The organism is Mesorhizobium sp. 113-1-2 (genome assembly GCF_016756475.1).
GTDB classification, from domain to species: domain Bacteria; phylum Pseudomonadota; class Alphaproteobacteria; order Rhizobiales; family Rhizobiaceae; genus Mesorhizobium; species Mesorhizobium loti_C.
In genome coordinates this window covers 888,220-909,098 of the sequence record NZ_AP023242.1, presented here as the reverse complement: position 1 = coordinate 909,098, position 20,879 = coordinate 888,220, and the positions used below count along the sequence as shown (strand labels likewise).

Below are 20,879 nucleotides of genomic sequence, written 5' to 3'. Positions count from 1 at the left end.
TTCCTAAATTTCCAATCTTTCCGGAGGCTTGAGCCTTAGCGATTGGCGTAAACGCCTATCGTGTCGTCATCCACGGGTGGAGCAGCCGCGTGGCGGCGTCGCGGAGACCCGAGGATCCATGCCGCGACTTCAAAGCGCCGCAGCGGTGCAGAATTCTGCCCGCTGCACCCGTCAGTAAGGTCACGGAATGGATCCCAGGGTCTTCGCGACGGAGCTTCGCTCCTGCTCCGCCCAGGGATGACGACGTCGGGGAGACTTAGGCCAATCGCCGACGTCAATGACCCACCTAAACCAACGATGAACCCTCGCCGCCAACTCCGTCAAATGCCTGCTTTACCCAGAACCCGGATATCAGACCGCGATCTTGCCGCCGCCCTGCTTGGTGATGGCGACGACCGATGGCCGCACCGGCATGTCGGGCTTGAAGTCGGGCCAGCGTGTCGACGGATCCTCATAGTAGGACGGGCGGCCGAAACCGTCCCAATCCTCGCCGCCATCGCCCGGATGCTGGACCGCGACGAAGGCGGTCTGGTCGTCGGGCGCGAACAGCGGGCCGCACATTTCCGCGCCGATCGGCACGCGGAAGAACAGTTTCGAGGTCGCCCGTGCAGCCCCCTCCGTGTCGACCGCCCACAGGCCGTCGGTGCGGCTGGTGGCCTTCGGACCCTGGCCGTCGGTGGCGACCCACAGGCGCCCGGCCGAATCGACCGCGCAATTGTCGGGCATGCCGAACCAGCCATTGGCCGTCGTCGCCGTCGAGAAAGTGGCGCCGACATCGGCAACCGAGGGATCGCCGCATTTCAGCAGCACTTCCCATTTGCCCTTGGTGGCGGTGAAATCGCCGTCGGTCTCGGTGATCTCGATGATGTGGCCGAAGGCATTTTCGGCGCGCGGGTTGGCGGCATCGACCTGGTCGGCCTTGCGCTTCGAATTGTTGGTCAGCATGACATAGACCTTGCCGTTGACCCCATTGGGCTGGATGTCCTCGGGCCGGTCCATCTTGGTGGCGCCGAGCAGATCGGCGGCGCGCCGCGTCTCGATCAGCACGTCGGCCTGGCCAGCGAAGCCGTTTTCCGCCGTCAGCGGCCCCTGGCCGAAGACGATCGGCAGCCAGTCGACCGTGCCGTCCTCGGCGAATTTGGCGACATGCAGCGTGCCGTCGTCGAGCAGGTCCTTGTTGGCGGCATGGTCGTTGGCGTTGAAGGCGCCCTTGGTGACGAATTTGTAGACATAGTCGAAGCGCTCGTCGTCGCCGAGATAGAAGACGACGCGGCCGTCCTTGGCGACGATCGACTCGGCGCCCTCATGCTTGAAGCGGCCCATGGCGGTGCGCTTCCTCGGCGTCGAGGTCGGGTCGTTGACGTCGACCTCGACGACCCAGCCGAAGCGATTGGGCTCGTTCGGCTCCTTGGCGAGGTTGAAGCGGTCGTAATGCGCGCCCCATTCATAGGCGCCTTCCGGAATGCCGAGCCGCTTGTAGTTGGCGGCTTCCTTGTGGCCTTCCGGCAGTTCGCCGGAGAAATAGCCGTGAATGTTCTCCTCGGCCATCACATAGGTGCCCCACGGCGTGACGCCGCCGGCGCAATTGTTGAAAGTGCCGAACACCTTAGTGCCGGACGGGTCGGCATTGGTCTTGACGCGGTCATGGCCGGCGACCGGACCGGAGAGCGCCATTTCGGTGGTGGAGGTGATGCGGCGGTTGAGCTTGCCGTCACGCACCACGTGCCATTTGCCGCCCTCCTTGCGGATCTCGACGATGGTGCCGCCATGCGCCGCCATCTCGACATCGACCTGCTCCTTCGAGAGCGGGGCGACCTCGGCCTTCTTCTTCCCGTCCTTCTCGACGATCGAAACGATGCCGGGGAACATCAGATGCGGGTTGGTGTATTCGTGGTTGACGACCAAAAGGCCATGCTCGGCCGAGCCGTCGATCGGGATATAGCCGACATAGTCATTGTTGTAGCCGAACTGTTTCGCCTGGGCCTGCGCCGACTGCTTCGTCGGGTCGAACTCCGGTGAATCGGCAAACAGCGGATCGCCCCAGCGCAACAGCACGTCGGCGTCATAGCCCGGCGCGACGTGGTGCTTGTCGTCGATGCCGGCCTCGAGCTCGTCGAATTTGAAGGCGGAGCCTTCCGCGGCGCGGGCATCGTCCGCGGCGATCATGGCCAGCGGGCTGACGGTGGCGGCGATCGCCGAGACGGCGAGTGACCCCTTCAGGAAACCCCGGCGCGAGAACCGCGCGGCGATGATATCGCCCATGGTGCGGTTGTCGGTGGGGTTGATGGCCGGTCCTTCGTTTTCCTCGAGCAGGCTGGTGCGGAATCGGGCGTCGGGGGAGCGATGTTCGGTCATGAGGGCCTCTGGCTTGGAGTGGCTGGGGCTTGTTGCCTGTTCGACCCCTTACGTCAGGCCGATCACATTTTCGTGACATCATACAAGCACCAATGCCCCGGGCAGGCGACTTGTCACGCACGACATCGGACTTTGGTCCAATCTTGCGCTTGCAAAGGTCCTGGCGGACAAACGCAACGGTCGGAGGTCGCTTCCGGTCACTACATCTTTCGGCGATGTTGCGGTTGCAACGTTGGGGTGGGCGCGCCGGCTCAATCGACGGAGATCAGGATGCACGGATCGATCACGGCCCGGTGTCGCCGGCTGACGCTCGTTTCGGCGGCTGCCCTGGCGCTGACCATCGTTCCCTATCGAATTTCCCTGCACGGATCCGCCCCCGGAATCGACGCCGCGTCAGCACAGGCCGCCAATGGTGGTAATGGCGGCGGCAGCGGTGGTGGTAATGGCGGCGGCGGCAACGGTGGTGGTAACGGCGGCGGTAACGGCGGCGGCAACAGTGGCGGCAATGGCGGCGGCAACAGTGGCGGCAACAGCGGCGGCAACAGTGGCGGCAACAGCGGCGGCAACAGTGGCGGCAACAGCGGCGGCGGCAACAACGGCAACGGTGGCGGCAATTCCGGAACAGAAGGCAGCGGTGACAACTCGGGGTCGGGCAAGGGTCAGACCGACAAAGGCGCCACCCATGTCAACGCAACGACCGGCGACAAGGTCGAGGTGAGCGGCAACCAAATAACGGTCACGCATCCCGACGGCATAACGGAAAAGATCGAGAACGGCCGTTTCAGTATGAAGGATGCGCTGGGGCGCACGATCATCGACCGCCAGGCCACGCTGGCCGACGTCAGCCGTCTCAAGGCCTTGTGAGGCTGGTCAACAGGCAACGACCAGCTTCACAAATCACCTCCGCCGCCCCCGGCGGAGGTGACTTCTTTTTGTCAGGCCATCGCGCGGTTCCGCGATGGCCTGACTCTTTATTTTGACGCAATTCCCAAGGGAAAGCACTATGCGCTTTTCCCGGGAAAACCGCTCACACGTTTCCTGGAATTTGCTCTAAGAGCGGTTCCTGTCCCGGTCGCGCAGCTCGCGCATCATGAGAGCAGCCTCAGTGCGGTTTCGCACGTGGAGTTTCGACAGCACCCCGGTCATGTGGTGCTTGACCGTCTTCTCCTGCAGCTCCAGGCGCAAGGCAACCTCCTTGTTGCTGAGGCCTTCCGCCACCAGCCGCAGGATTTCCGTCTGTCGTTCGGTCAAATGCCGCAACCGATCCGCCACGCCGTCGGCAGGGTGCGGCGACTGGAGATCGGAAAGCAGCCGCGCCGACAGCGTCGGCGTCAGATAGCTCTCGCCGGCCGCCACGTTGTGCAGGATGTCGGCGAGTGCGCGCGACCCGACACCCTTGAGGATATAGCCTTGCACCCCTGCGTTCAGGGCCTTGGTTACATCGGCATTGGCCTCCGAAACGGTCAGCATGACGATCTTCTGCGCGGGATGGTCGGTAAGGATGCTTGCAACCGCGGCCAGGCCGCCGCCCGGCATGGAGATGTCGAGCAGCAATATGTCGGGCTGCACCGTCGAGGCGATGCGTTCGGCGTCCTGCGCCGTCGCCCCCTCGCCGACGATCTCGAAGCCTCCGATCTCCGACAGGCTGCGCGTCACACCTTCACGAAACAGCGGGTGATCGTCGACAATGGCAATCCGAATGACCCCAATCATGCTTGCTCCTCGATCGAAAGACTGATCACCAATCGCGTGCCTTGCGCTCCGGTCAAGGTCTGGAACTGGCCGCCAATGCTTTCTACCCGCTCCCTGAGGCCGGCGAGCCCCAGCCCCTCGACCCGCGCCGGGTCGAAGCCCGGCCCGCCATCCGATACTTCGACAAAAAGCCTGCCGCTCTTCATACCGGCGCGCACCGCCTGGTCCTTGGCCCGCCCGTGGCGATAGGCGTTGTTCAGTCCTTCCTGCACGAAACGGTAGATGCTGATCTTCTCGGAGGCGCCGGGTTCGGGCAAATGCCTGGGCAGTGTGAGCGTCACCGACGTTCCCGTCCGGCGCTGATGTTCGTCAACGGCCAGCCGCAATATGTCCATCGTGGCGGCCGTCTCTATCTGCGGCAGCACGAGGCCGGTGCAGATACCGCGTATTTCGCGCATCGCATCCTCCAGCGTCTTGCGGATCATCGCGACCTCGGTCGAGCGGTTTTCGCCCCAATGACCGTCGCCGGAAAAGATCGGGCTGTCCATGCGCAGCGCCGCCAGGGCCACGAGTTGCGCCGGTCCGTCATGCAGGTCGGCGCCGATCCGGCGCAGATATCGTTCGTTGAGTGCGGTGGCGCGGCGGGACGCCCGTTGCACACGCTGGCGCAAGGCGCTGTTTTGCGTCACCAGCCCCTGCAACTCCGCCACCTGGCGGCGCAGCGCACCGCGCTGATCGTCGATGGTGCGGCTGGCGCGCAGCACGATGCCCGACAAGAGCAGAAAGGCCGCCAAGGTGGTGCCGGCCACGACCAGCCAGCTCGACAGCAGGGCGGAAGCCAGCGTGGCCTTGAAATCGCTGGCGACCTCGTAGAATTCGGTGACGGCCACCACTTCGCCGGACCAGGGCTCGCGAACGGGATTGTAGATCTCCAGCAACGGTACGCCCGCGGACCGCTCCTTCTCTTCGTTTTCGTCGAACGTGTCGAACTGGGCAACGACGCTGCCTTGGAAGGCGGAACGCAGATGGCCGTTCAGGTCGAAGCGGCGGCCGGTCAAAGCCGAGTCCTTCGAATAGAGGATCGTGCCGTCGCGTCGCCAGAGCCTGAACGAGACCAGGCGCTTGCCGAGCGCGCCCTGGCCGAGCGTCTCGTCGAGCGCCTGCTTGACGGAGTCGCTGAGCTCCTCGCTTTTGCGCAGATCGGGCAGCAGCGGCGCGATCACGCTATCGACATAAAGCGCTGTCGTGGCGGCCGAATTGCGGGTGACGCCATCCCGGATCTGCGTCGTCACCCAGGAGCCCACCACGAGCATGACGGCCAGAAGGCCAAAGCCGCCGGCAACGAGGAATTGCAGGGCAAGGGAAAGCTCGCTCCAGCGTCGCGCCAAGTTCTGCAGAATACGAATCATGAGCCCCTGACCGCCCCCTCCATCGACAGCCGGGCGACAGCGGTACATTGAGCCTCAGTCTTGCCGTTGCCAAGGCCTTCGTTAGAACGAGGTCGCTTGACGTCTCGGCATGCTTGCGAAACAAGGTCCGCGGCACATGCGGCGCAGCCGCTTTGAAGGGGACGAACGTTGAGTTTTTCTGGGTTGCTGCAGCTTGGCTTTTCGACGGTGATCTTCCTTCTGGCGGCGACCGCCGCCAAGCAGTGGGGACTGGCGCCGAGCCTCGGCAAGATCCTTTTGACGCTCGCGCTCTATTCGCTGGGCAATCTGATCATGCTGCGGCTGATTCGCGAATTCGGCATGTCGGTGTCGTTCAGCCTCTCGGCGGTCATCCAGCTGGTCTCGGTCAACGTCGTGGCGCTGGTGTTTTTCGGCGAGCGCGTCAATGCGCTGCAGGCCAGCGGCATCGTGCTGGCGATCGCCGCAGTGGCGCTGATCACGCTCGGGCCCTATCTGCAGGGGCGTTGACCGAGATGAAGACCGCGACACCGGCCCGATGAAAGACACCGCAAGCACCTTGCTTAACCGCATCGAATTCCCGGTCTTGCTGGCCGGCCTGGTCATCGCTGGCGGGCTGTGGGGGTTCGAGGAGTTGATGGAGGTGGCGCGTGCCACCACGCCGCACGCCTTCGACACCGAAATCCTGCTTGCCTTCCGCCAAGCGGGCCAGCCTGGCATTCCCTTAGGCCCGCCATGGCTGGAAGGGGCGGTGCGCGACATCACCAGCCTCGGCAGCACCAGCGTGCTGGTGCTGATCACGGCGGCGATGATCATCTATCTCATGTTGATCCGCAGGCCCGGGGCCGCGCTTCTCATCTTCGTCGCGGTGGCCGGCGGCCAGGTTCTGTCGAGCCTGCTGAAGCTCGGCGTCGATCGGCCCCGGCCCGAACTCGTTTCGCATCTGGTCAGCGAGACGTCGCTTTCCTTCCCGAGCGGCCACGCCATGCTGTCGGCGGTGACCTATCTCACGCTCGGTTCGCTGGCGGCGCGCTTCGTGCATGGAAGGGCGACGAAGATCTACGTCTTGTCGCTCGCCGTGCTGACAACGGTGCTGGTCGGCATCAGCCGCATCTATCTCGGCGTCCACTGGCCGTCCGATGTGCTGGCAGGCTGGTGCGCGGGCTTCGCCTGGGCGATGCTGTGCTGGTTGGCGGCGCGGCTTCTGCAGCGGCGCAAGGTGGTGAGCGACGATGCCTGATGGCGCCTGACCGCCGGGCTTGCGCTCAGATCAATCTGTTGATGAGGTGTCCGCCACAGCCTGCCAGTGCCAGAACCATCGACAGCAAGCATGCCGATGTCATTAAGGCCTTGAAAACAGTCAACCGCGTTACCCCCTGCCCCAGATCGACAACACCCTAGCCTGCAACCCTCGGGAAGTATCCGGAAAAATGGACAATCAGGCGGGTCCGGCCGATGATCACTGCCGCCCAGATGCGTGCCGCAAGGCCTTGGCTGGCATCGACCAGAAGACGCTCGCCGAGCGCGCAGGTGTTTCGCTTCCGACCATCCAGCGCATGGAAGCGAGCGATGGCCACTGGTGACCTACGCCGCGTCGATCAAGGACGCGCGGGCGCAGCTGGCGGGGACGCCGGCGCGTGCTGTCACGCGCTAGTGCATGTCGCCCAAAAGTGACCTCGGCTTTGGGAGAACGACATGCATAAAAACAAATCCAAAGCGCGTCGCATAAACCCGTTTCAACGCGACGCGCTTTAGGCTGCCTGCCGGCTCGGATATCAGCCCCGCAATTCTTCCGCGTGCGCCTTCGCCAGGTCGGCCATGCTGTCGAAGCGGAAATCCACGGTCGGTACGTCGCCGGGGTTCATTGTGGCGCCGAAGCCCCGATCCGCATGCCGGCGATAGATCCAGCACGATGTCAGGCCGAAGCGGTTGGCGGGAGCGTGATCGTGGAACATGCTTTCCGCGGTGTGCAGGATCTCTCGCTTCTCTATCCCGATCGTACCGAGCTTTTCGAGCATATAGTCGAAGTTCCGGTCGGACGGTTTGTAGGAGCCGATATCTTCCGCGGTGTAGATCGCGTCGAAATCCACGCCGAGCTTCTTGTTGCTGAACGAGAAGCTTTTGTTGTCGACGTTGGAGAGGATGATCAGCTTGTAGTGCTTTTTGAGATATCGCAAGGCTTCAGCGGAGTCGGCAAAAGCCGGCCAATCCTTCACGCTTTCGCCATACGCCACGCATTCCTCGGGCGTGACGATGACACCCCACTCTTCCGCAAGTCGCTTGTAGACGATCGGCAGGAGGTCGCGGTAGCGTTTCCCCGGCGTCCATTTCTGCTGGCTGGCTTCGTGCCGTGCGTGCGCCTCGAGAATGTCGTTCCGGCTCAAGCTGCGGGCAGCCCGTTCGGTCAGCGGCTTCAGGCCGTCGATCATGCCGGATTCCCAATCGATCAGAGTGCCGTAGCAGTCGAAAGTCAGGGCTTTGAAATCTGTGAGCTTCATGGTTTGCCTCCTGTGATGTCCATGCGTGAAGCGACGCCAGCGTGGATGGCGATCAATCGTGAGGTCGATTTCGCCTCGGGGATTAGCCGACATGCTGCCGACTGGGCTGAAAGTCCTTCAATGCCGCGCTGCCTGACGAGGTGAACCAGACGCCGAACAGTGTGACCGCAAGGCCAGCCAACATCGCCTTCGAAAGCGGCTCGCCGAACAGCGACCAGCCCCAGAGCATCGTCACCGGTGGGCTGAGATAGATCACGCTGCTGACCTGTGAGGCGGTGTAGAGGCGCAGGCTTGCATAATATGTGCCGTAGCAGAAGAAGGTCGAAAACAGCACCAGCCAGGCAATGCCGAATCCGAACCGGGCATCAAGCGGCGGCATCAGCCCGCCATTCCATCCCGCGCAAGCGGCGAAAGGGACCGCCGCCGTCAGGCATTGAATGCACAGGCTCTGATGGATGGGCATATGGATCGTCCCCATCCGCTTCTGCACCAGGGTTGCCAGCGCCAGAACCATCATGGAAGCGACTGTCAACACATAGGCCCAGGCCGGGGCCGTACCGAGGGTCAGGCTGTCCAGCGAGACGATGAGAACGCCCGTTACTCCAAGGACCGTTCCGACCCATTGTCTCCCGGTCAATCGGTGTCCCAGAACCGGCTGCGACAAGGCCGCGATGGCGAGAGGCACAAGATCGGAAATCAGTGCGACAAGGCCGGTCGGCACGCGCTGGCCGATGGCAAGCGCGAATCCGCCGAGATAGAGGAACATCATCGCCACGCCGAAGACCATCTGCTGGACCAGCGCGTGGGCGCTTATGCGGGATCCGATCAGGAGAGCAAATGGCAAGAGGATCAATCCGGACATCAGTGTCCGCCAGAACAGCACCAGCATGACATCGGCATTCTCGCTGGCGTAGCGGATGCCGACGAAGCCGGAACTCCAGCTTACGACCAGCGCCGTTGCCATCATTGGCCATACGAGGCGATGGGTTTTGGTGGGCAGGAGCGTCATGGCGTCTCTTCAGTCAGGCGCCCGTGTCCCGGAAGCGGATCACGGCCAATTTCGGCGCGGACTATCGGCGGCACGCACGCGCCTTTGCACATGACAAATTTCGATATGATCATGAAGAAGCCCGAAATCCGGCATACCAACTTGCCTGAAGGGCATCAGAGGATCAGAAATTGGCGCACCACTTTGGTTCTGAGCGAGGATTGTCATGGCCGGACTGATGAGCCGCCGCCTGGATGTCGACGCCTTGCGCGCCTTGGTCGCGATCGAGAAGCATGGCGGCGTCACGCGCGCGGCCGAAATTCTCGGCCTGTCGCAGTCGGCCGTCAGCCACAAAGTCAGGCGACTGGAAACGAGCCTCGACTGTGAAATCCTCACCCGGAAAGCCAACGCGCCGATGTTCACCACGGCCGGACAGGATCTGCTTGGCTATGCGCGGCGCATTCTGGGCATCCATGACGAGGCGGTTCTGAGCCTGTCGAAAAGTCCTTTGCAAGGCAAGATCGCGCTGGGAATGACCGAGGATACGACGTGCACGGACCTTTCGCGCATCCTTGGCCGCTTCCGCCGACTCTACCCGGAGGTGAGCGTCCGCACGCAGGTGCGCATGAGCCTCGTGTTGCAGGAGCAGCTTAGCCTGGGAGCCCTCGATGCCGCCATCATCCAGGTCTTCCAGCACGAGGTCCGCCCCGCCGACATCCTCCTGTTCCGCGAGACGCTGCATTGGGTGAAATCGCGCGACCTGGTCCTGTCGACCGGGAAGCCGGTCCCGTTTCTGTCCTTCGATGAGAATTGCTTCTACCGGCGCTGGGGCATCGACGTCGGCCAGGACGAGGATACGGTGTTGGAGACCGTGTTCGAATGCTCCAGCGCAGCCGGAATCATTGCAGGCGTGACCGCCGGGCTCGGCGTCGCACTCTTGAGCCAGCGCTACCTGCAGCCCGACATGGAGATTGTCGACGACAAATTCCCCAAGCCCCCAGACCTCGCCTATGTCATCAGGCGCGCACGCGCCCCCAGGAACCCCGCGCTCGAGACTTTGGTCAGGGAGATCGAGGCCGAGGTCAAGCGTTACGGGGTGCTTCAGATCACCGTCTGAGCGCGTCGTGCTGCGAAAGCTGGCTGGTCGCCTATTCCTGAAGTGATCTCGGACCGCTGACGAACGGGCTGCCCCGGACGTAGAATCGCAGCAGGCGGTCGGCATCCCTAGTGATGCCGATCCTGATGCCTTGCCCGATCTCGCCTGGCGCGAAGTCATCGCTTGCAAGCCATAACGGGCCTCGCCGGCAGAGGTCGAGCCCGTCGAGCGAACGATCGATCCGCAGCGCCGCCGCCAGCCGACCCGGCCCGCGCGCCAGGTCGCGCAAACGCTCGACGCCGCGATTGCGCCGCATGATTTCGATGCCTTCGAGTGGCTCGAGCGCCCGGATCAGGACACCGGTGCCGATCCCCGGCATCTCGCTCGAGACATTGAGCATCATGGAGACGCCATAGGCGAGATAGACATAGGCGTGGCCGCGCTCGAGGAACAGCGAACGGTTGCGCGGGGTCATCCCCCTGAAACCATGCCCGGCGGCGTCGCCGACGATATAGGCTTCGGTCTCGACGATGCGGCCGCTGACAACGCCTTCAGGCAAGTCGCGCACCACCAGCTTGCCGATGAGGAAGCGGGCGAGGCCGATCGTGTCGTCAGGCAGTGCCGAACGGGTGATCGGCGGATGATCAGTCCTGTGGCTCACGGTATCCGCTCGACCCATTGCGCGCGCGACGGTCCCGGCTCGAACGGCTCGCTGAAATACTGCGTCTCGCGGGCCACCTTGCCGTCGAGGAACTCCATGATGCTGACCGTATAGGACGGCCGCCCGTCATAGGTCAGGACATATTCGGTGACCCAAAGGTCTTCAGCGCCGCTGATCCGCCGCACGCTGAAGCGTTTGCGGTTCGGCTGCGCGGCACGGGACGACTGGATGTTGCGCCGTCCACGGATACGCTCGCCCGATTGCGGATAGTCGAGCACCGCATCCTCCCGGTAGATCTGGTGTTCCACTTCGAGATCACCAGCATCGGAGGCAGCCCAGTGGCGATCCAGAGCCGCCCGGATTTCGTCCATATCAAACCTCCTTGACCACCACGCCGTGGGATGAACCGTCGTAGCACGGTCCATCCCACGGCTGTTAGCGCAGGTGCAGTGGTCAGGAGCGCCGGCTCTCAGTCAATCTTCAGCGCCGCCACTTCGCCCTCGTTCATCAGCGGCACGTAGAGGATCGACTTGCCGTCGGTGCCGATGTCGGCGCTGCCCGGCTTGAAATGCGCCACCGCCTCCGGCGCACCGCCAACCTTGTAGCGGTAGAGCGTGCCGGTCATGTAGGCGGTGGCATAGATGGTGTCGCCGAGGACGATGACGCCGTCGAGGTCGGCGAATGTCTGCGCGCCGGGCAGCGGTGAAATCGCCTTGCTGGCGAGGTCGACCGACAGCAGGCCGCCCGGCGCCGCCGTGCTGAAGTCGGGCTTTATGCCCTTGCCCCAGGAGGCGACGATCAGCCTGTCGCCCTCGGCGAAGACGCCGTTGGGCGAGGCGAGCAGCGGGTCCCTGACGAACAGCTCCGGTTTGTCGCCGTCGATGCGGTAGATCGTGTCGGCCAGCATGTCGCTGACATAGACCTTGCCTGTGTGGTCCGAGGTCATGTCGTTGAGGAAGACGGCATTCGGCACCGCGATGCTGGCAACGAGCTTGCCGCTGGCGAGATCGACGACGCGGACCTTGGTGATGTCGGCGACATAGAGCTTGCCGCCCGATATCGCCATGCCCTTGGGCGCGTCCATGCCGTCGGTCCAGTGCTGGGTCACCGTCTTGCCGTCCAGGGACAGCACCGAGAGATATCCGTTGCCGTCGGCCTCGCCCGGATTGCCGACGATGTTGGAAACGATGATGCGATTGTTGGCGGCGTCGAACAGCGCCGATTCCGGCTGTTCGAGGCCGGTGGCGCGCCAGAGTTCGCCGGCCCGGGCGGCGGGTGCGGTCGCGATGCCGATGGCGGCGACAAAGGCTGAGAGGATGAGGCGGTTCATGGCTGTTCTCCTGTGATGACAGGCGGACAGCTAGGATTTTCGATACTTTTCCGAAAGTTCGATTACCACTAGTATCGAGTATCGATACGAAATCGCTGGCAAGAGGTGCATGCCATGAACGGTCTGATCTTCGAGGCGCTGAAGCGGACGCTGAAGGCCAGGGGCGTCACCTATCGCGAACTTGCCGAACGCATGGGCGTTTCCGAGCCGACGGTGAAGCGCATCTTCCACGAGAAGAACTGCAAGCTCGACCGGCTGATGGAGATCTGCACCGCCGCCGGCGTCGAGCTGGAAAACGTGCTCGGCTCGATGAACCGCGGGCCGGGACCGGTCAACCACATCGCGCCCGAGATCGAGCGCCGGCTCGCCGGCCGTCCGGCGCTGCTGTTCATCTTCGTCATGCTGTCGGAAAAATTCACGCCCGAAGGCATCATGCGTTCGCAAGGCCTGAGCGAAGCCTCGATGTTCCTTTACCTGCGTGACCTCGAGGAACTCGGCCTGATCGCGCTCGGCCGGGGTCTTTCGGCAACATTGCTGGTCGAGACGCCGATCCAGTGGAATTTCGAGGGGCCGCTCAGGCCGCTGTTCGAGTTGACTAACAAGAATTTCATCGGCTGGGCCATCACCCATATCGAGAAGGAGGCGACCTTCGTCAGCTTCTCCAGGCGGATGCGGCCGGAGACGGCGGAGATGGTGCGCCGCGAGGCCGAAGAGCTGGCCGAACGCGCCAAACTGCTCGCCCATCACGATCAGCACACGACGCCCGAGGACGGGCTCACCGGCTACAAATTCACGTTTGCCTTTGGGGCGACGCCGTTCCCCGCGATCATGCCGATCGGCCCGCACCCGCGCGATGCCGGAGGCCAGCCCGCCGTTCCCGCAAAGGGACGCCGTCCCTTGCCGGCCTGACCAATCATGCCGGGCAGGATTGCATCCGGCGGCTGAGCTTGTCGCGCACCGCTGCGGCGGCGCCGGCTGCCGCCATTCGCCACCAGCTTGCCGCCCGGACCAGGCATGCGACCAGCGATGCCGACCGCGCCCGCAGGGCGCGTTGGGATAGAGCAGATCCGGCACCAGCATTCATGATAGAATTCGCACACTGATTTGCCAGACTGTAGAGAGCGGGTTGCCGAATGCGTGACGCGTCCCCGCGAAAATCGAAGTGATCCTATGCCGACCGCACCAACACTTGAACATCGCCGCTATTCGCGCCTGAAAAATTTGCGGGCGCGCGCAGAACGCCAGGGTGCTGCATTGCAGTTCTGGGCGCGTACGGCATCGCTCGCTGTGATCTCCTGCTTCTTTTCATTGATCAGCCGCTGGGATGCCTCACTGCTCTTCGTGCTGGCAGGCCTCGTGCTGTTCCAGCTCGTCGGCCTGATCCAGTTTCTCTTTGCGCGCCGCCGCACGGCGCCATGGTGGATCGGTTACCTCGTCGGTACGTTGGACATCATTCTGTTGACCATTCTGCTGGTGACGCCCAACCCGTTTTCCCAGGAGGTCGCGCCGGCCGCGATGCAACTGCGCGAGGGCAGCTTCAAATTCCTGCTGATTTTCGTATGCCTTGGCGCGCTGACCCTTTCGACACGATTGGCGCTCTATCTCGGCGCGCTCGCGGCCTTGACGTGGGCGCTCGGGGTGGGATGGGTGATTTCTCACCCAGGAACCGTCATTCCGGCGACGAACCTCTATTCGCTGCCGGTGAAAGAGCGACTGAACCTCTATCTCAACCCCAATTTCGTCGACACGTTCGCGCAGGCGACCAACGTGTTGGTTGTCCTGATTATCGGCGCGATCATGGCGCTGGTCGTCTTTCGTTCCCGACGTCTTTCGGAAGACTATGTCAAGGCAGAGCGCGCCCGCGCCAATCTCGCCCGGCATTTTTCGCCCAACGTCGTCGACCAGCTCGCCACGGATGACGAGCCCTTCGGCCCGGTCCGCCGGCAGGATATCGCGGTGCTGTTCGCCGACATCGTCGGCTTCACACACTATTCCGAGGACCATCCGGCCGAAGCAGTGTTCGAACTTCTGCGTCAGTTCCACCGTCGCATGGAGCAGGTCGTTTTCGACCACAATGGCACCGTCGATAACTATATCGGCGATTGCATCATGGCGACATTCGGAGTTCCGCAAGCCAGCCATGACGACGCGACTCGCGCCATCCAGTGCGCTGAAGCGATGGTCGCCACTCTCGAAGACTGGAACGTACAGCGTGTGTCCAGGGGATATCCGCCGCTGGACGTTCGCATCGGTGCACAATATGGCGCAGTCGTCATCGGCGCGGTCGGCAGCGAGCGCAATCTGTCCTTCGCGGTGGTGGGCGACACGGTCAACGTTGCCAGCCGTTTGCAGGCGCTCTGCCGTGAGCTTCAGGCGAATATTTGCTTTGGGTCACGACTGATTGAGGCCGCGAAGGCGGAATCGCCCACGACACGGTTGAATGCGCGCGATCATGGACCGGTGAGCATCCGCGGCCGGGACGAACCGGTCCATGTCTGGGTTGAACGCCGAGCCGAAAACCAGGGCGCTGTTGCGGTTTCGGCATAATGTAGGCCGCCATGTGAAACGCCCGCACCTCGGCCGGATAGGCCGCTCTGGAGCGTTTCACCGCTTCATGGAAACGGCGAACCGCTCTAACTCTTTGTGTTGACGCAATTTCCAAGGGAAAGCGCTATGCGCTTTTCCCGGAAAACCGCCCACACTTTTCCTGGAATTGCTCTGGGGGCATGTCCTGACCCAGGCCGAAGCCATCAACTGTCTGAGGCGATTGCTCCAGCCTTTGCGGCTTCGGCGTCTATGCTTGCCTCGTCGTCCCAGACCATCTGCCGGTAGTCGAAGCCATATTCCAGCGTCGGCTTGACGATGCGGAAAAACGGCGACAGGTCGAAGTCGCGCGGCGTGTAGAGCGAGTGGTGGCGAATGTGCAGGATTTCCTTGCGCATGTAGGTCGACTGCGCCGAGGCGCGGCCCGGCGCGCGGGTGATCTCGGGCAGGATCGGGTAGTGGATCTGGCCATAGGCCTCGGCGATGAGCGAGGAGCAGATGGCCCGAGTAGGGTCGCCGGAGCCGAAGGCCAGCATGCGGCGGCGCCAGCGCACCGGCACCGGCGGCGTAGGCAGGAAATAGCGCAGCATGTCGAAAATGTTCTTGAGGTCGTATCTCAGGCCAAGCTTGCCGATCATGAAGCGGACCACCTTGTCGCGGTCCTCCGGCGCCAGCCCGTTCGCCCGGCATATGCGGGTGTTGTAGGTGCGATAGCGCGACAATGGTACGGCGACGCAGCCTTCGCCCATCGTGACCTCGATCAGCCGCGGCCGCTCCGTTCCGTCTTGCGGCTCCGGCAAGGCATCGCCGACATAGAAGGCCGCATGCGACCAGGTCGACTGGGTGAGGTACTTGATCGCCGCCGAGATCTTCTGGTTGCCTTCGATCAGCAGGATGTCGCCCGGTTCCAGCGTGCGTCGCAGCGTCTCGGCGTCGGACGGGGTATAGGGCTCATAGCCGGAGGATTCTTCCTGCAGCCGGCCGGCGAGCCAGCGGCCAAGTCGGTCCAGGAGCGTGTCGCCGGGCTCGGTCATGATGGAGCGTGATTAGCACGGGCCGGCGGGGATGTGCCAGCACGCCGGCGCTTCGTCAGCCGGCGGCAGCACTCGTCTCGTCGTGCGGCGCCGGGCTGGCCAGGTCGTCGCGCGCCTTGCGGGCGAGTTTCTTCGTCGAATGCTTGGGGCTGTCGCCGAACAGCTCGGCCGCCTCGGCAAGACAGGATTTCCGCAGGCTCTTTTCCGAGCGCTTCAAGAGCTTGCCGAGAAGCCTTGTGTCCTCGCGCGGCCCCAGCGGCTCGTCGTCGGCCTCGAGCAGTGCGCGCAGGACGAACAGATCATGCAGTTCGCCGAGCCGCTCGCCCAGTGCGTCGACCGCCTTGCGCCGCGCCTTGATCGGCGTCGGCCAAAGCCTGCCCAGCAGCGACAGGTGCATGCCATGCGTCTTGGCCGCCTTGCGCAAATCGTGGAAATCGTCGGCTCCGCCACGCGCGCCGGCCCTGTCGAGCGCCTTCCTGGCGCGGCGCAAGGTGACGCGTGCGCCTTCGGCGAGCACGTCGGCCGCCTGTTCCGGCTGGTCGGGCAAGGCCAGGCTTTCGATCCGTTTCATGCCGTCTTCGCAGGCGGCGGTCGCCGCGCCGATCGCCGCTTCGAGGCCGGCGCCTTCATGCAGATCGTGCTGACGCGCAATCAGCCTGTCGCGCACGGCATCGAGCCCGCCATCGGCGCACTCCTTGGGAAACCCTGCCGCCAGCCGGTCGATGGTCTCGATCAGCGCCGTCGCCTCGCGTGGTCCGGCAAGCAGCGCCGCCACATTGCGATAGCATTGGTTTTCCGTCGTGCAGAATGTTTCGTCACCGGAATGAACCAAGCGCAGCAAGGCACGCGCGCTCTTCAACCGCTTGCGGCATTTGTGCAGTCCCTGCTCCGGCCGGCTGCGCGCCGCATCCAGATGCTGGAGTGCCTTGCCGATTTCCTCGCCAAGGATGCGTCTGACCTCGCCGGTCAGCGGCAGGCGCGGGTCGATGCGAAAGCTCATGCGGCGATCTCCGGTATCCCCCCGAGGGCGAGCGACGCGTTGTAGAATTTCTGCTCGCCGGTCACTTCACGGCCGAGCCAGTCAGGCAGCATTTCGTCCGGCACATCTTCCGGAGTCTCCAGTTCGGCCACCACAAGTCCCGCGAGTGCGCCGCCAAAGACATCGACTTCATAGAGATAGCCGCGATGCCTAACATGGTGGCGTGTCTTCTCTATGACACGCCCAACGGCGAAATCCAGCATCTCCACCGCATCGGCAAGCGGGATCGGATATTCGAACTCGTCGCGCTCGCGCGCGCCGCTGCCGAATTTGAGCGTCAGCTTGGCGGAAGCGCCGTCGCTGATGCGGATGCGGACGGTCCGCCCAGGTGCCGTGGCGAGATAGAACTGGAGAATGCGGATATCCGCCTCGACCAGGCCCCGCCACGCGGTGCTTGAGACCAGGAACTTGCGCTCGACTTCCTTGACCATGGCCGCGCACTAAAGCGTTTGCCGCGGGCGATGGCAAGACAACTCCGCACACAAGTTGACTTTAATCAATCGATTGATTAAAGTTCTGGTCATGATCAAACTGCCCGACACCAAAAATCCGCGCCGCGAGAGCTCTCCGGCGGATCTGACCCGTGCCGCGCTGGTGCGTGCGGCGCTGAAACTGTTTGGCCGGCAGGGTTTCGACGGCACCTCGACCCGCGAGATCGCCGCCGAGGCGCAGGCCAATATTGGTTCGATCGCCTATCATTTCGGCGGCAAGGAAGGCCTTCGCGCCGCCGCCGCCGACTACATCGTCGAAACCATCCAGACGATTGCCGGCCAGGCACTGGGCGGCGCCCAGGCACCGGGGAGTGGCCAGGCCGCGCCGGCCAGCGATCCGGAAGCGGCGCGCGCGCAGCTGTTCGCGGCGTTGGAGCGGATGGGCGGCTTCATCCTGGCGCAACCGCAGGCCGGCGAGATCGTGCAATTCGTGCTGCGCGAACTGGCGCATCCGACGGCGGCGCTCGACCGCATCTACAACGGCGTGTTCGAACCGACGCATCGCCGGCTGTGCCAGCTCTGGGAGCAGGCGACCGGCGAGCCGGCCGAGAGCGAGCGGACCCGGCTCACCGTGTTCACGCTGATCGGCCAGGTCATCTATTTCCGCATCGGCCGCGAGGCGGTGATGCGCCGCATGGGCTGGCACGACATCGGCGCCGCCGAGGCCGCGAAGGTGGTGTCCGCCGTATCAGACAATCTCAGCGCCATATTGGCCTCCCGGATGGGATCAAGAAAATGAGTTTCCTCTGCTCCTTGCCGCTTGCCGCTCAGCTCTTCGGCTCTTGTGCGCCCGCCGCGCCGCTCGCCGTCGGCTATGTCGAGGGCGACTATGTGTTGCTGGCGCCGATCGAGGTGGCGCAGGTCGAGACCGTCGCCGTCAAGCGCGGCGATCGCGTCACCCCCGGCGCGACGGTGGTGACGCTGGAAAGCGCCGACGCCAAGATTGCGGTGGCGCAGGCGCAGGCAAGCCTCGCCCAGGCGCAGGCGCAGCTCGCTGATTTGCAGGTCGGCAAGCGGCCGGAAGAAATCGCCGCGCTCAAGGCGCAGGTCGACATGGCCAAGGCGCAGGCCGACGATGCCAAGCGCAAATATGACCGGGCCGCCGACCTGTTCAAGCGCGGCACCGGCACGCAGGCCGACTACGACACCGCCTCGGCGACGCTTGAGACGGCAAACGCCCAGGTCGGCCAGGCCGAGGCCAATCTTGCCGTCGGCGGCCTGCCGGCGCGGCCCGAGACGATCAAGGCCGCCGACAATCAGGTCAAGCAGGCGCAGGCAGCGCTGGAGCAGGCTCAGTGGCGGCTATCCAAGCGCACGCTGGCCGCACCCTCGCCCGGCCGCGTCAACGATGTCATCCGCAACCCCGGCGACACGGCCGGCCCGACCGCGCCGGTCATCTCGATGCTGCCTGACGGCGCGGTGAAGCTCAGCGTCTATATACCGGAAATCGCTTTCTCCTCGGTCAAGATCGGCAGCCTGCTCAGCGTTCATTGCGACGGCTGTGGCGACGGCCTGAAGGCGCGTGTCAGCTATGTCTCGCCCGATCCCGAATTCACCCCGCCGGTGATCTACTCGCTCGAGAACCGGCAGAAGCTGGTCTATCTCGTCGAGGCGCGGCCGGAGGGTGATGCCGGCCCGCTGCAGCCCGGCCAGATCGTCGACGTCGACCTTGCGGAAACGGCAAAATGAACGCCATCGACGTTCATGGCCTGGTCAAGCGGTTCGGCGACAAGACCGTCGTCGACCATGTGACGATGTCGGTCGCCGAAGGCGAGATCGTCGGCTTCCTCGGCCCCAACGGTTCGGGCAAGACGACCACCATCCGCATCATGTGCGGCCTGCTGACGCCGGACGAGGGCGAAGGCACGGTGCTGGGTTTCAACATCCGCACGGAGTCGCTCAGGATCAAGCGCGAAGTCGGCTACATGACGCAGAAATTCTCGTTCTACGAGGATCTGACCATCGGCGAGAACCTCGAATTCGTGGCGCGGCTCTACCGGCTGAAACCGGTCGAGGAATATGTGTCGAGGACACTGGAGGAACTCGGCCTTACGTCGCGCCGCAACCAGCTGGCCGGCACGCTGTCCGGCGGCTGGAAGCAGCGGCTGGCGCTCGCCGCCTGCATCATGCACAAGCCGAAGCTGCTTCTGCTCGACGAACCGACGGCCGGCGTCGACCCGAAGGCGCGCCGCGAATTCTGGGACGAGATCCATCGCCTCGCCAGCGGCGGGCTCACCGTTTTGGTCTCCACCCACTACATGGACGAAGCCGAACGCTGCCACCGCATCAGCTACATCTCCTACGGCAGGATGCTGGCCACCGGCACCGTCGCCGAAGTGGTGAAGAACGCCGGCCTGACCACCTTCGTGGTGCAGGGGCCACGGCTGGCCAAGGTGGCTGAAGAGCTGCAGGGCCGCCCAGGCGTCGACCAGGTGGCGCCGTTCGGCGCGACGCTGCACGTCGTCGGCTCCGACAGGAAGAAGCTCGAAGCAGCCCTTGCCGATGTCGAGAAGGAGCACAAGGGCGTGACGGTGGCGCCGGGCGAAACCAGCCTCGAGGACGTCTTCATCCAGTTCATGTCGGGGTCGAAGGACAATATGGCATGAATGGCGTCTTCTCCTTCGCCCGGCTCGGCGCGCTGCTGATCAAGGAATTCATCCAGATGCGGCGCGACCGCATCACCTTCGCCATGATGCTGGGCGTGCCGCTGCTGCAGCTGGTCCTGTTCGGCTTTGCCATCAACAACGATCCGAAAGGCTTGCCGACGGCGCTGGTGGCGATGAGCAACGACCAGTATACGCGCGCCATGGTCACGGCGCTGCAGGTGACGGACTACTATCACTTCGACCATGTCACCGAGAGCGCCGAAGAGGCGGAGTTCCTGATGGCGCGGGGCGACGTCTCCTTCGTCGTCACCATCCCGGCCGACTTCGCTAGCCGGGTCGAGCGCGGTGACAATCCGCAGATCCTGATCGAGGCCGACGCGACCGATCCTTCGGCTGCGAGCGGCGCCATTTCCACGCTGAGCACCGTGGCGAGCCAGGCGCTGCTGCGCGCCCAGGGCATGCAGGCGGCCGCCGCCGAGAATGCCAGGCAGCAGCTGCAGGTGGTGGTGCACCACCGCTACAATCCCGAAGGCATTTCGCAGTACAACATCGTGCCCGGCCTGCTCGGCGTCATCCTGCAGATGACCATGGTGATGATGACGGCCATGGCGCTGACCCGCGAAACCGAGCGCGGCACGATGGAGAACCTGCTCGCCATGCCGTCCAGCCCGGCCGAGATCATGCTGGGCAAGGTGCTGCCCTTCCTTGTCGTCGGCGCGGTGCAGGTTGCGGTGGTGCTGGTGGCGGCGAAGCTTTTGTTCGACATCCCGTTCGTCGGCAGCCTGACGCTGCTGCTGTCGTCGGTGCTCGTCTTCGTGCTGTCGCTGGTGCTGCTTGGCTACACCATCTCGACCATGGCCCGCTCGCAGATGCAGGCGATGCAGCTCACCTTCTTTTTCTTCCTGCCGTCGCTGCTCTTGTCGGGCTTCATGTTCCCCTATCGCGGCATGCCGGGTTGGGCCCAGGCGCTGGGCGAAATCTTCCCGCTGACGCATTTCCTGCGCATCACCCGCGCGGTCATGCTGAAGGGCGCCGACTTCCATGCCATCGCCGCCGAGATCGGCTGGCTGGTCGTGTTCGTGCTGGTGTTCGCGGGCACGGCACTGCTGCGGTTCAGGCGCACGCTGGATTAGAGCTGT

General features: G+C 63.9%; 21 protein-coding genes and 1 pseudogene. 11 read left to right on the top strand and 11 right to left on the bottom strand.

The genetic code is table 11. The annotated features are described in order from the left end of the window. Positions 1-351: 351 nt before the first annotated feature. Entirely contained in the window at positions 352-2,355 is a 2,004-nt protein-coding gene (locus JN279_RS04265) for a PhoX family protein (protein WP_202352083.1), read from the bottom strand. Between the two features lie 270 nt (positions 2,356-2,625). Here JN279_RS04265 and JN279_RS04260 point away from each other — a divergent pair, with 270 nt between their 5' ends. After that, positions 2,626-3,219 carry a hypothetical protein gene (locus JN279_RS04260; RefSeq protein WP_202352082.1) on the top strand — a complete coding sequence of 198 codons (594 nt, stop codon included), beginning with the start codon at positions 2,626-2,628 and terminating at the stop codon, positions 3,217-3,219. Between the two features lie 186 nt (positions 3,220-3,405). On the opposite strand, the gene JN279_RS04255 is transcribed toward JN279_RS04260, so the two are convergent. Together JN279_RS04255 and JN279_RS04250 are read right to left on the bottom strand one after the other, a co-directional pair. Next, a complete protein-coding gene (locus tag JN279_RS04255) occupies positions 3,406-4,068 on the bottom strand; it encodes a response regulator (protein WP_202352081.1) in 663 nt (220 codons plus the stop codon). Further along, entirely contained in the window at positions 4,065-5,456 is a 1,392-nt protein-coding gene (locus tag JN279_RS04250; protein WP_096452070.1) for a sensor histidine kinase, read from the bottom strand. Before JN279_RS04250 ends, JN279_RS04255 begins: the two co-directional genes overlap by 4 nt. A 168-nt stretch (positions 5,457-5,624) precedes the next feature. Here JN279_RS04250 and JN279_RS04245 point away from each other — a divergent pair, with 168 nt between their 5' ends. From JN279_RS04245 to JN279_RS04235, 3 genes and pseudogenes are all read left to right on the top strand, one after another. Further along, positions 5,625-5,963 carry a hypothetical protein gene (locus JN279_RS04245; RefSeq protein ID WP_027054900.1) on the top strand — a complete coding sequence of 113 codons (339 nt, stop codon included), beginning with the start codon at positions 5,625-5,627 and terminating at the stop codon, positions 5,961-5,963. Between the two features lie 28 nt (positions 5,964-5,991). Then, positions 5,992-6,693, top strand: coding sequence for a phosphatase PAP2 family protein (locus JN279_RS04240; protein WP_096452072.1), 702 nt, complete (start codon positions 5,992-5,994; stop codon positions 6,691-6,693). A 215-nt stretch (positions 6,694-6,908) separates the two neighbouring features. Next, positions 6,909-7,027: pseudogene (locus tag JN279_RS04235) on the top strand (helix-turn-helix domain-containing protein); the annotation flags it as partial. A gap of 201 nt (positions 7,028-7,228) precedes the next feature. On the opposite strand, the gene JN279_RS04230 reads toward JN279_RS04235, so the two are convergent. Both JN279_RS04230 and JN279_RS04225 read right to left on the bottom strand, forming a co-directional pair. Beyond that, positions 7,229-7,882 carry a haloacid dehalogenase type II gene (locus JN279_RS04230; protein WP_342216321.1) on the bottom strand — a complete coding sequence of 218 codons (654 nt, stop codon included), beginning with the start codon at positions 7,880-7,882 and terminating at the stop codon, positions 7,229-7,231. Between the two features lie 151 nt (positions 7,883-8,033). After that, the gene (locus JN279_RS04225; protein ID WP_202352080.1) at positions 8,034-8,960 is read right to left on the bottom strand and encodes a DMT family transporter; all 927 of its coding nucleotides are present in this window, start codon (positions 8,958-8,960) and stop codon (positions 8,034-8,036) included. Between the two features lie 205 nt (positions 8,961-9,165). Here JN279_RS04225 and JN279_RS04220 point away from each other — a divergent pair, with 205 nt between their 5' ends. After that, positions 9,166-10,056 carry a LysR family transcriptional regulator gene (locus tag JN279_RS04220; RefSeq protein ID WP_202352079.1) on the top strand — a complete coding sequence of 297 codons (891 nt, stop codon included), beginning with the start codon at positions 9,166-9,168 and terminating at the stop codon, positions 10,054-10,056. Between the two features lie 31 nt (positions 10,057-10,087). Here JN279_RS04220 and JN279_RS04215 read toward each other — a convergent pair whose 3' ends face one another. The 3 genes from JN279_RS04215 to JN279_RS04205 all read right to left on the bottom strand — a co-directional run bounded on the left by JN279_RS04215 (position 10,088) and on the right by JN279_RS04205 (position 12,026). After that, positions 10,088-10,714 (bottom strand): DNA-3-methyladenine glycosylase, encoded by a 627-nt coding sequence (locus JN279_RS04215; RefSeq protein ID WP_202352078.1) that lies wholly within the window; start codon positions 10,712-10,714, stop codon positions 10,088-10,090. Beyond that, complete coding sequence (locus tag JN279_RS04210) at positions 10,693-11,067, bottom strand: nuclear transport factor 2 family protein (RefSeq protein ID WP_202352077.1); 375 nt, start codon at positions 11,065-11,067, stop codon at positions 10,693-10,695. The genes JN279_RS04215 and JN279_RS04210 overlap by 22 nt, the downstream gene beginning before the upstream one ends. A gap of 98 nt (positions 11,068-11,165) precedes the next feature. Continuing rightward, complete coding sequence (locus JN279_RS04205) at positions 11,166-12,026, bottom strand: SMP-30/gluconolactonase/LRE family protein (RefSeq protein ID WP_202352076.1); 861 nt, start codon at positions 12,024-12,026, stop codon at positions 11,166-11,168. 114 nt (positions 12,027-12,140) lie between these two features. Here JN279_RS04205 and JN279_RS04200 point away from each other — a divergent pair, with 114 nt between their 5' ends. Together JN279_RS04200 and JN279_RS04195 are read left to right on the top strand one after the other, a co-directional pair. Next, positions 12,141-12,935: a helix-turn-helix domain-containing protein gene (locus JN279_RS04200; RefSeq protein WP_202352075.1), complete on the top strand. Its 795-nt coding sequence runs from the start codon at positions 12,141-12,143 to the stop codon at positions 12,933-12,935. Positions 12,936-13,196: 261 nt separating this feature from the next. Next, on the top strand, positions 13,197-14,573 hold the full coding sequence (locus JN279_RS04195) for an adenylate/guanylate cyclase domain-containing protein (protein WP_096452088.1): 1,377 nt from the start codon (positions 13,197-13,199) through the stop codon (positions 14,571-14,573). Between the two features lie 203 nt (positions 14,574-14,776). Here JN279_RS04195 and JN279_RS04190 read toward each other — a convergent pair whose 3' ends face one another. The 3 genes from JN279_RS04190 to JN279_RS04180 are packed head-to-tail and all read right to left on the bottom strand — an operon-like array spanning position 14,777 to position 17,074. After that, positions 14,777-15,604, bottom strand: coding sequence for a YiiX/YebB-like N1pC/P60 family cysteine hydrolase (locus JN279_RS04190; RefSeq protein ID WP_096452090.1), 828 nt, complete (start codon positions 15,602-15,604; stop codon positions 14,777-14,779). 55 nt (positions 15,605-15,659) lie between these two features. Then, the gene (locus JN279_RS04185) at positions 15,660-16,604 is read right to left on the bottom strand and encodes a CHAD domain-containing protein (RefSeq protein WP_202352074.1); all 945 of its coding nucleotides are present in this window, start codon (positions 16,602-16,604) and stop codon (positions 15,660-15,662) included. Beyond that, positions 16,601-17,074, bottom strand: coding sequence for a CYTH domain-containing protein (locus tag JN279_RS04180; protein ID WP_202352073.1), 474 nt, complete (start codon positions 17,072-17,074; stop codon positions 16,601-16,603). Before JN279_RS04180 ends, JN279_RS04185 begins: the two co-directional genes overlap by 4 nt. Before the next feature lie 91 nt (positions 17,075-17,165). Between JN279_RS04180 and JN279_RS04175 the strand changes: the two genes are divergently transcribed. The 4 genes from JN279_RS04175 to JN279_RS04160 are packed head-to-tail and all read left to right on the top strand — an operon-like array spanning position 17,166 to position 20,873. Continuing rightward, positions 17,166-17,873, top strand: a complete 708-nt coding sequence (locus JN279_RS04175) for a CerR family C-terminal domain-containing protein (RefSeq protein WP_202352072.1) — start codon at positions 17,166-17,168, stop codon at positions 17,871-17,873. Beyond that, a complete protein-coding gene (locus JN279_RS04170) occupies positions 17,870-18,823 on the top strand; it encodes an HlyD family secretion protein (RefSeq protein WP_202352071.1) in 954 nt (317 codons plus the stop codon). The genes JN279_RS04175 and JN279_RS04170 overlap by 4 nt, the downstream gene beginning before the upstream one ends. Continuing rightward, positions 18,820-19,740, top strand: coding sequence for an ABC transporter ATP-binding protein (locus JN279_RS04165; protein WP_202352070.1), 921 nt, complete (start codon positions 18,820-18,822; stop codon positions 19,738-19,740). The genes JN279_RS04170 and JN279_RS04165 overlap by 4 nt, the downstream gene beginning before the upstream one ends. Next, positions 19,737-20,873 carry an ABC transporter permease gene (locus JN279_RS04160; protein WP_202352069.1) on the top strand — a complete coding sequence of 379 codons (1,137 nt, stop codon included), beginning with the start codon at positions 19,737-19,739 and terminating at the stop codon, positions 20,871-20,873. Before JN279_RS04165 ends, JN279_RS04160 begins: the two co-directional genes overlap by 4 nt. The last annotated feature ends 6 nt before the right edge of the window (positions 20,874-20,879 follow it).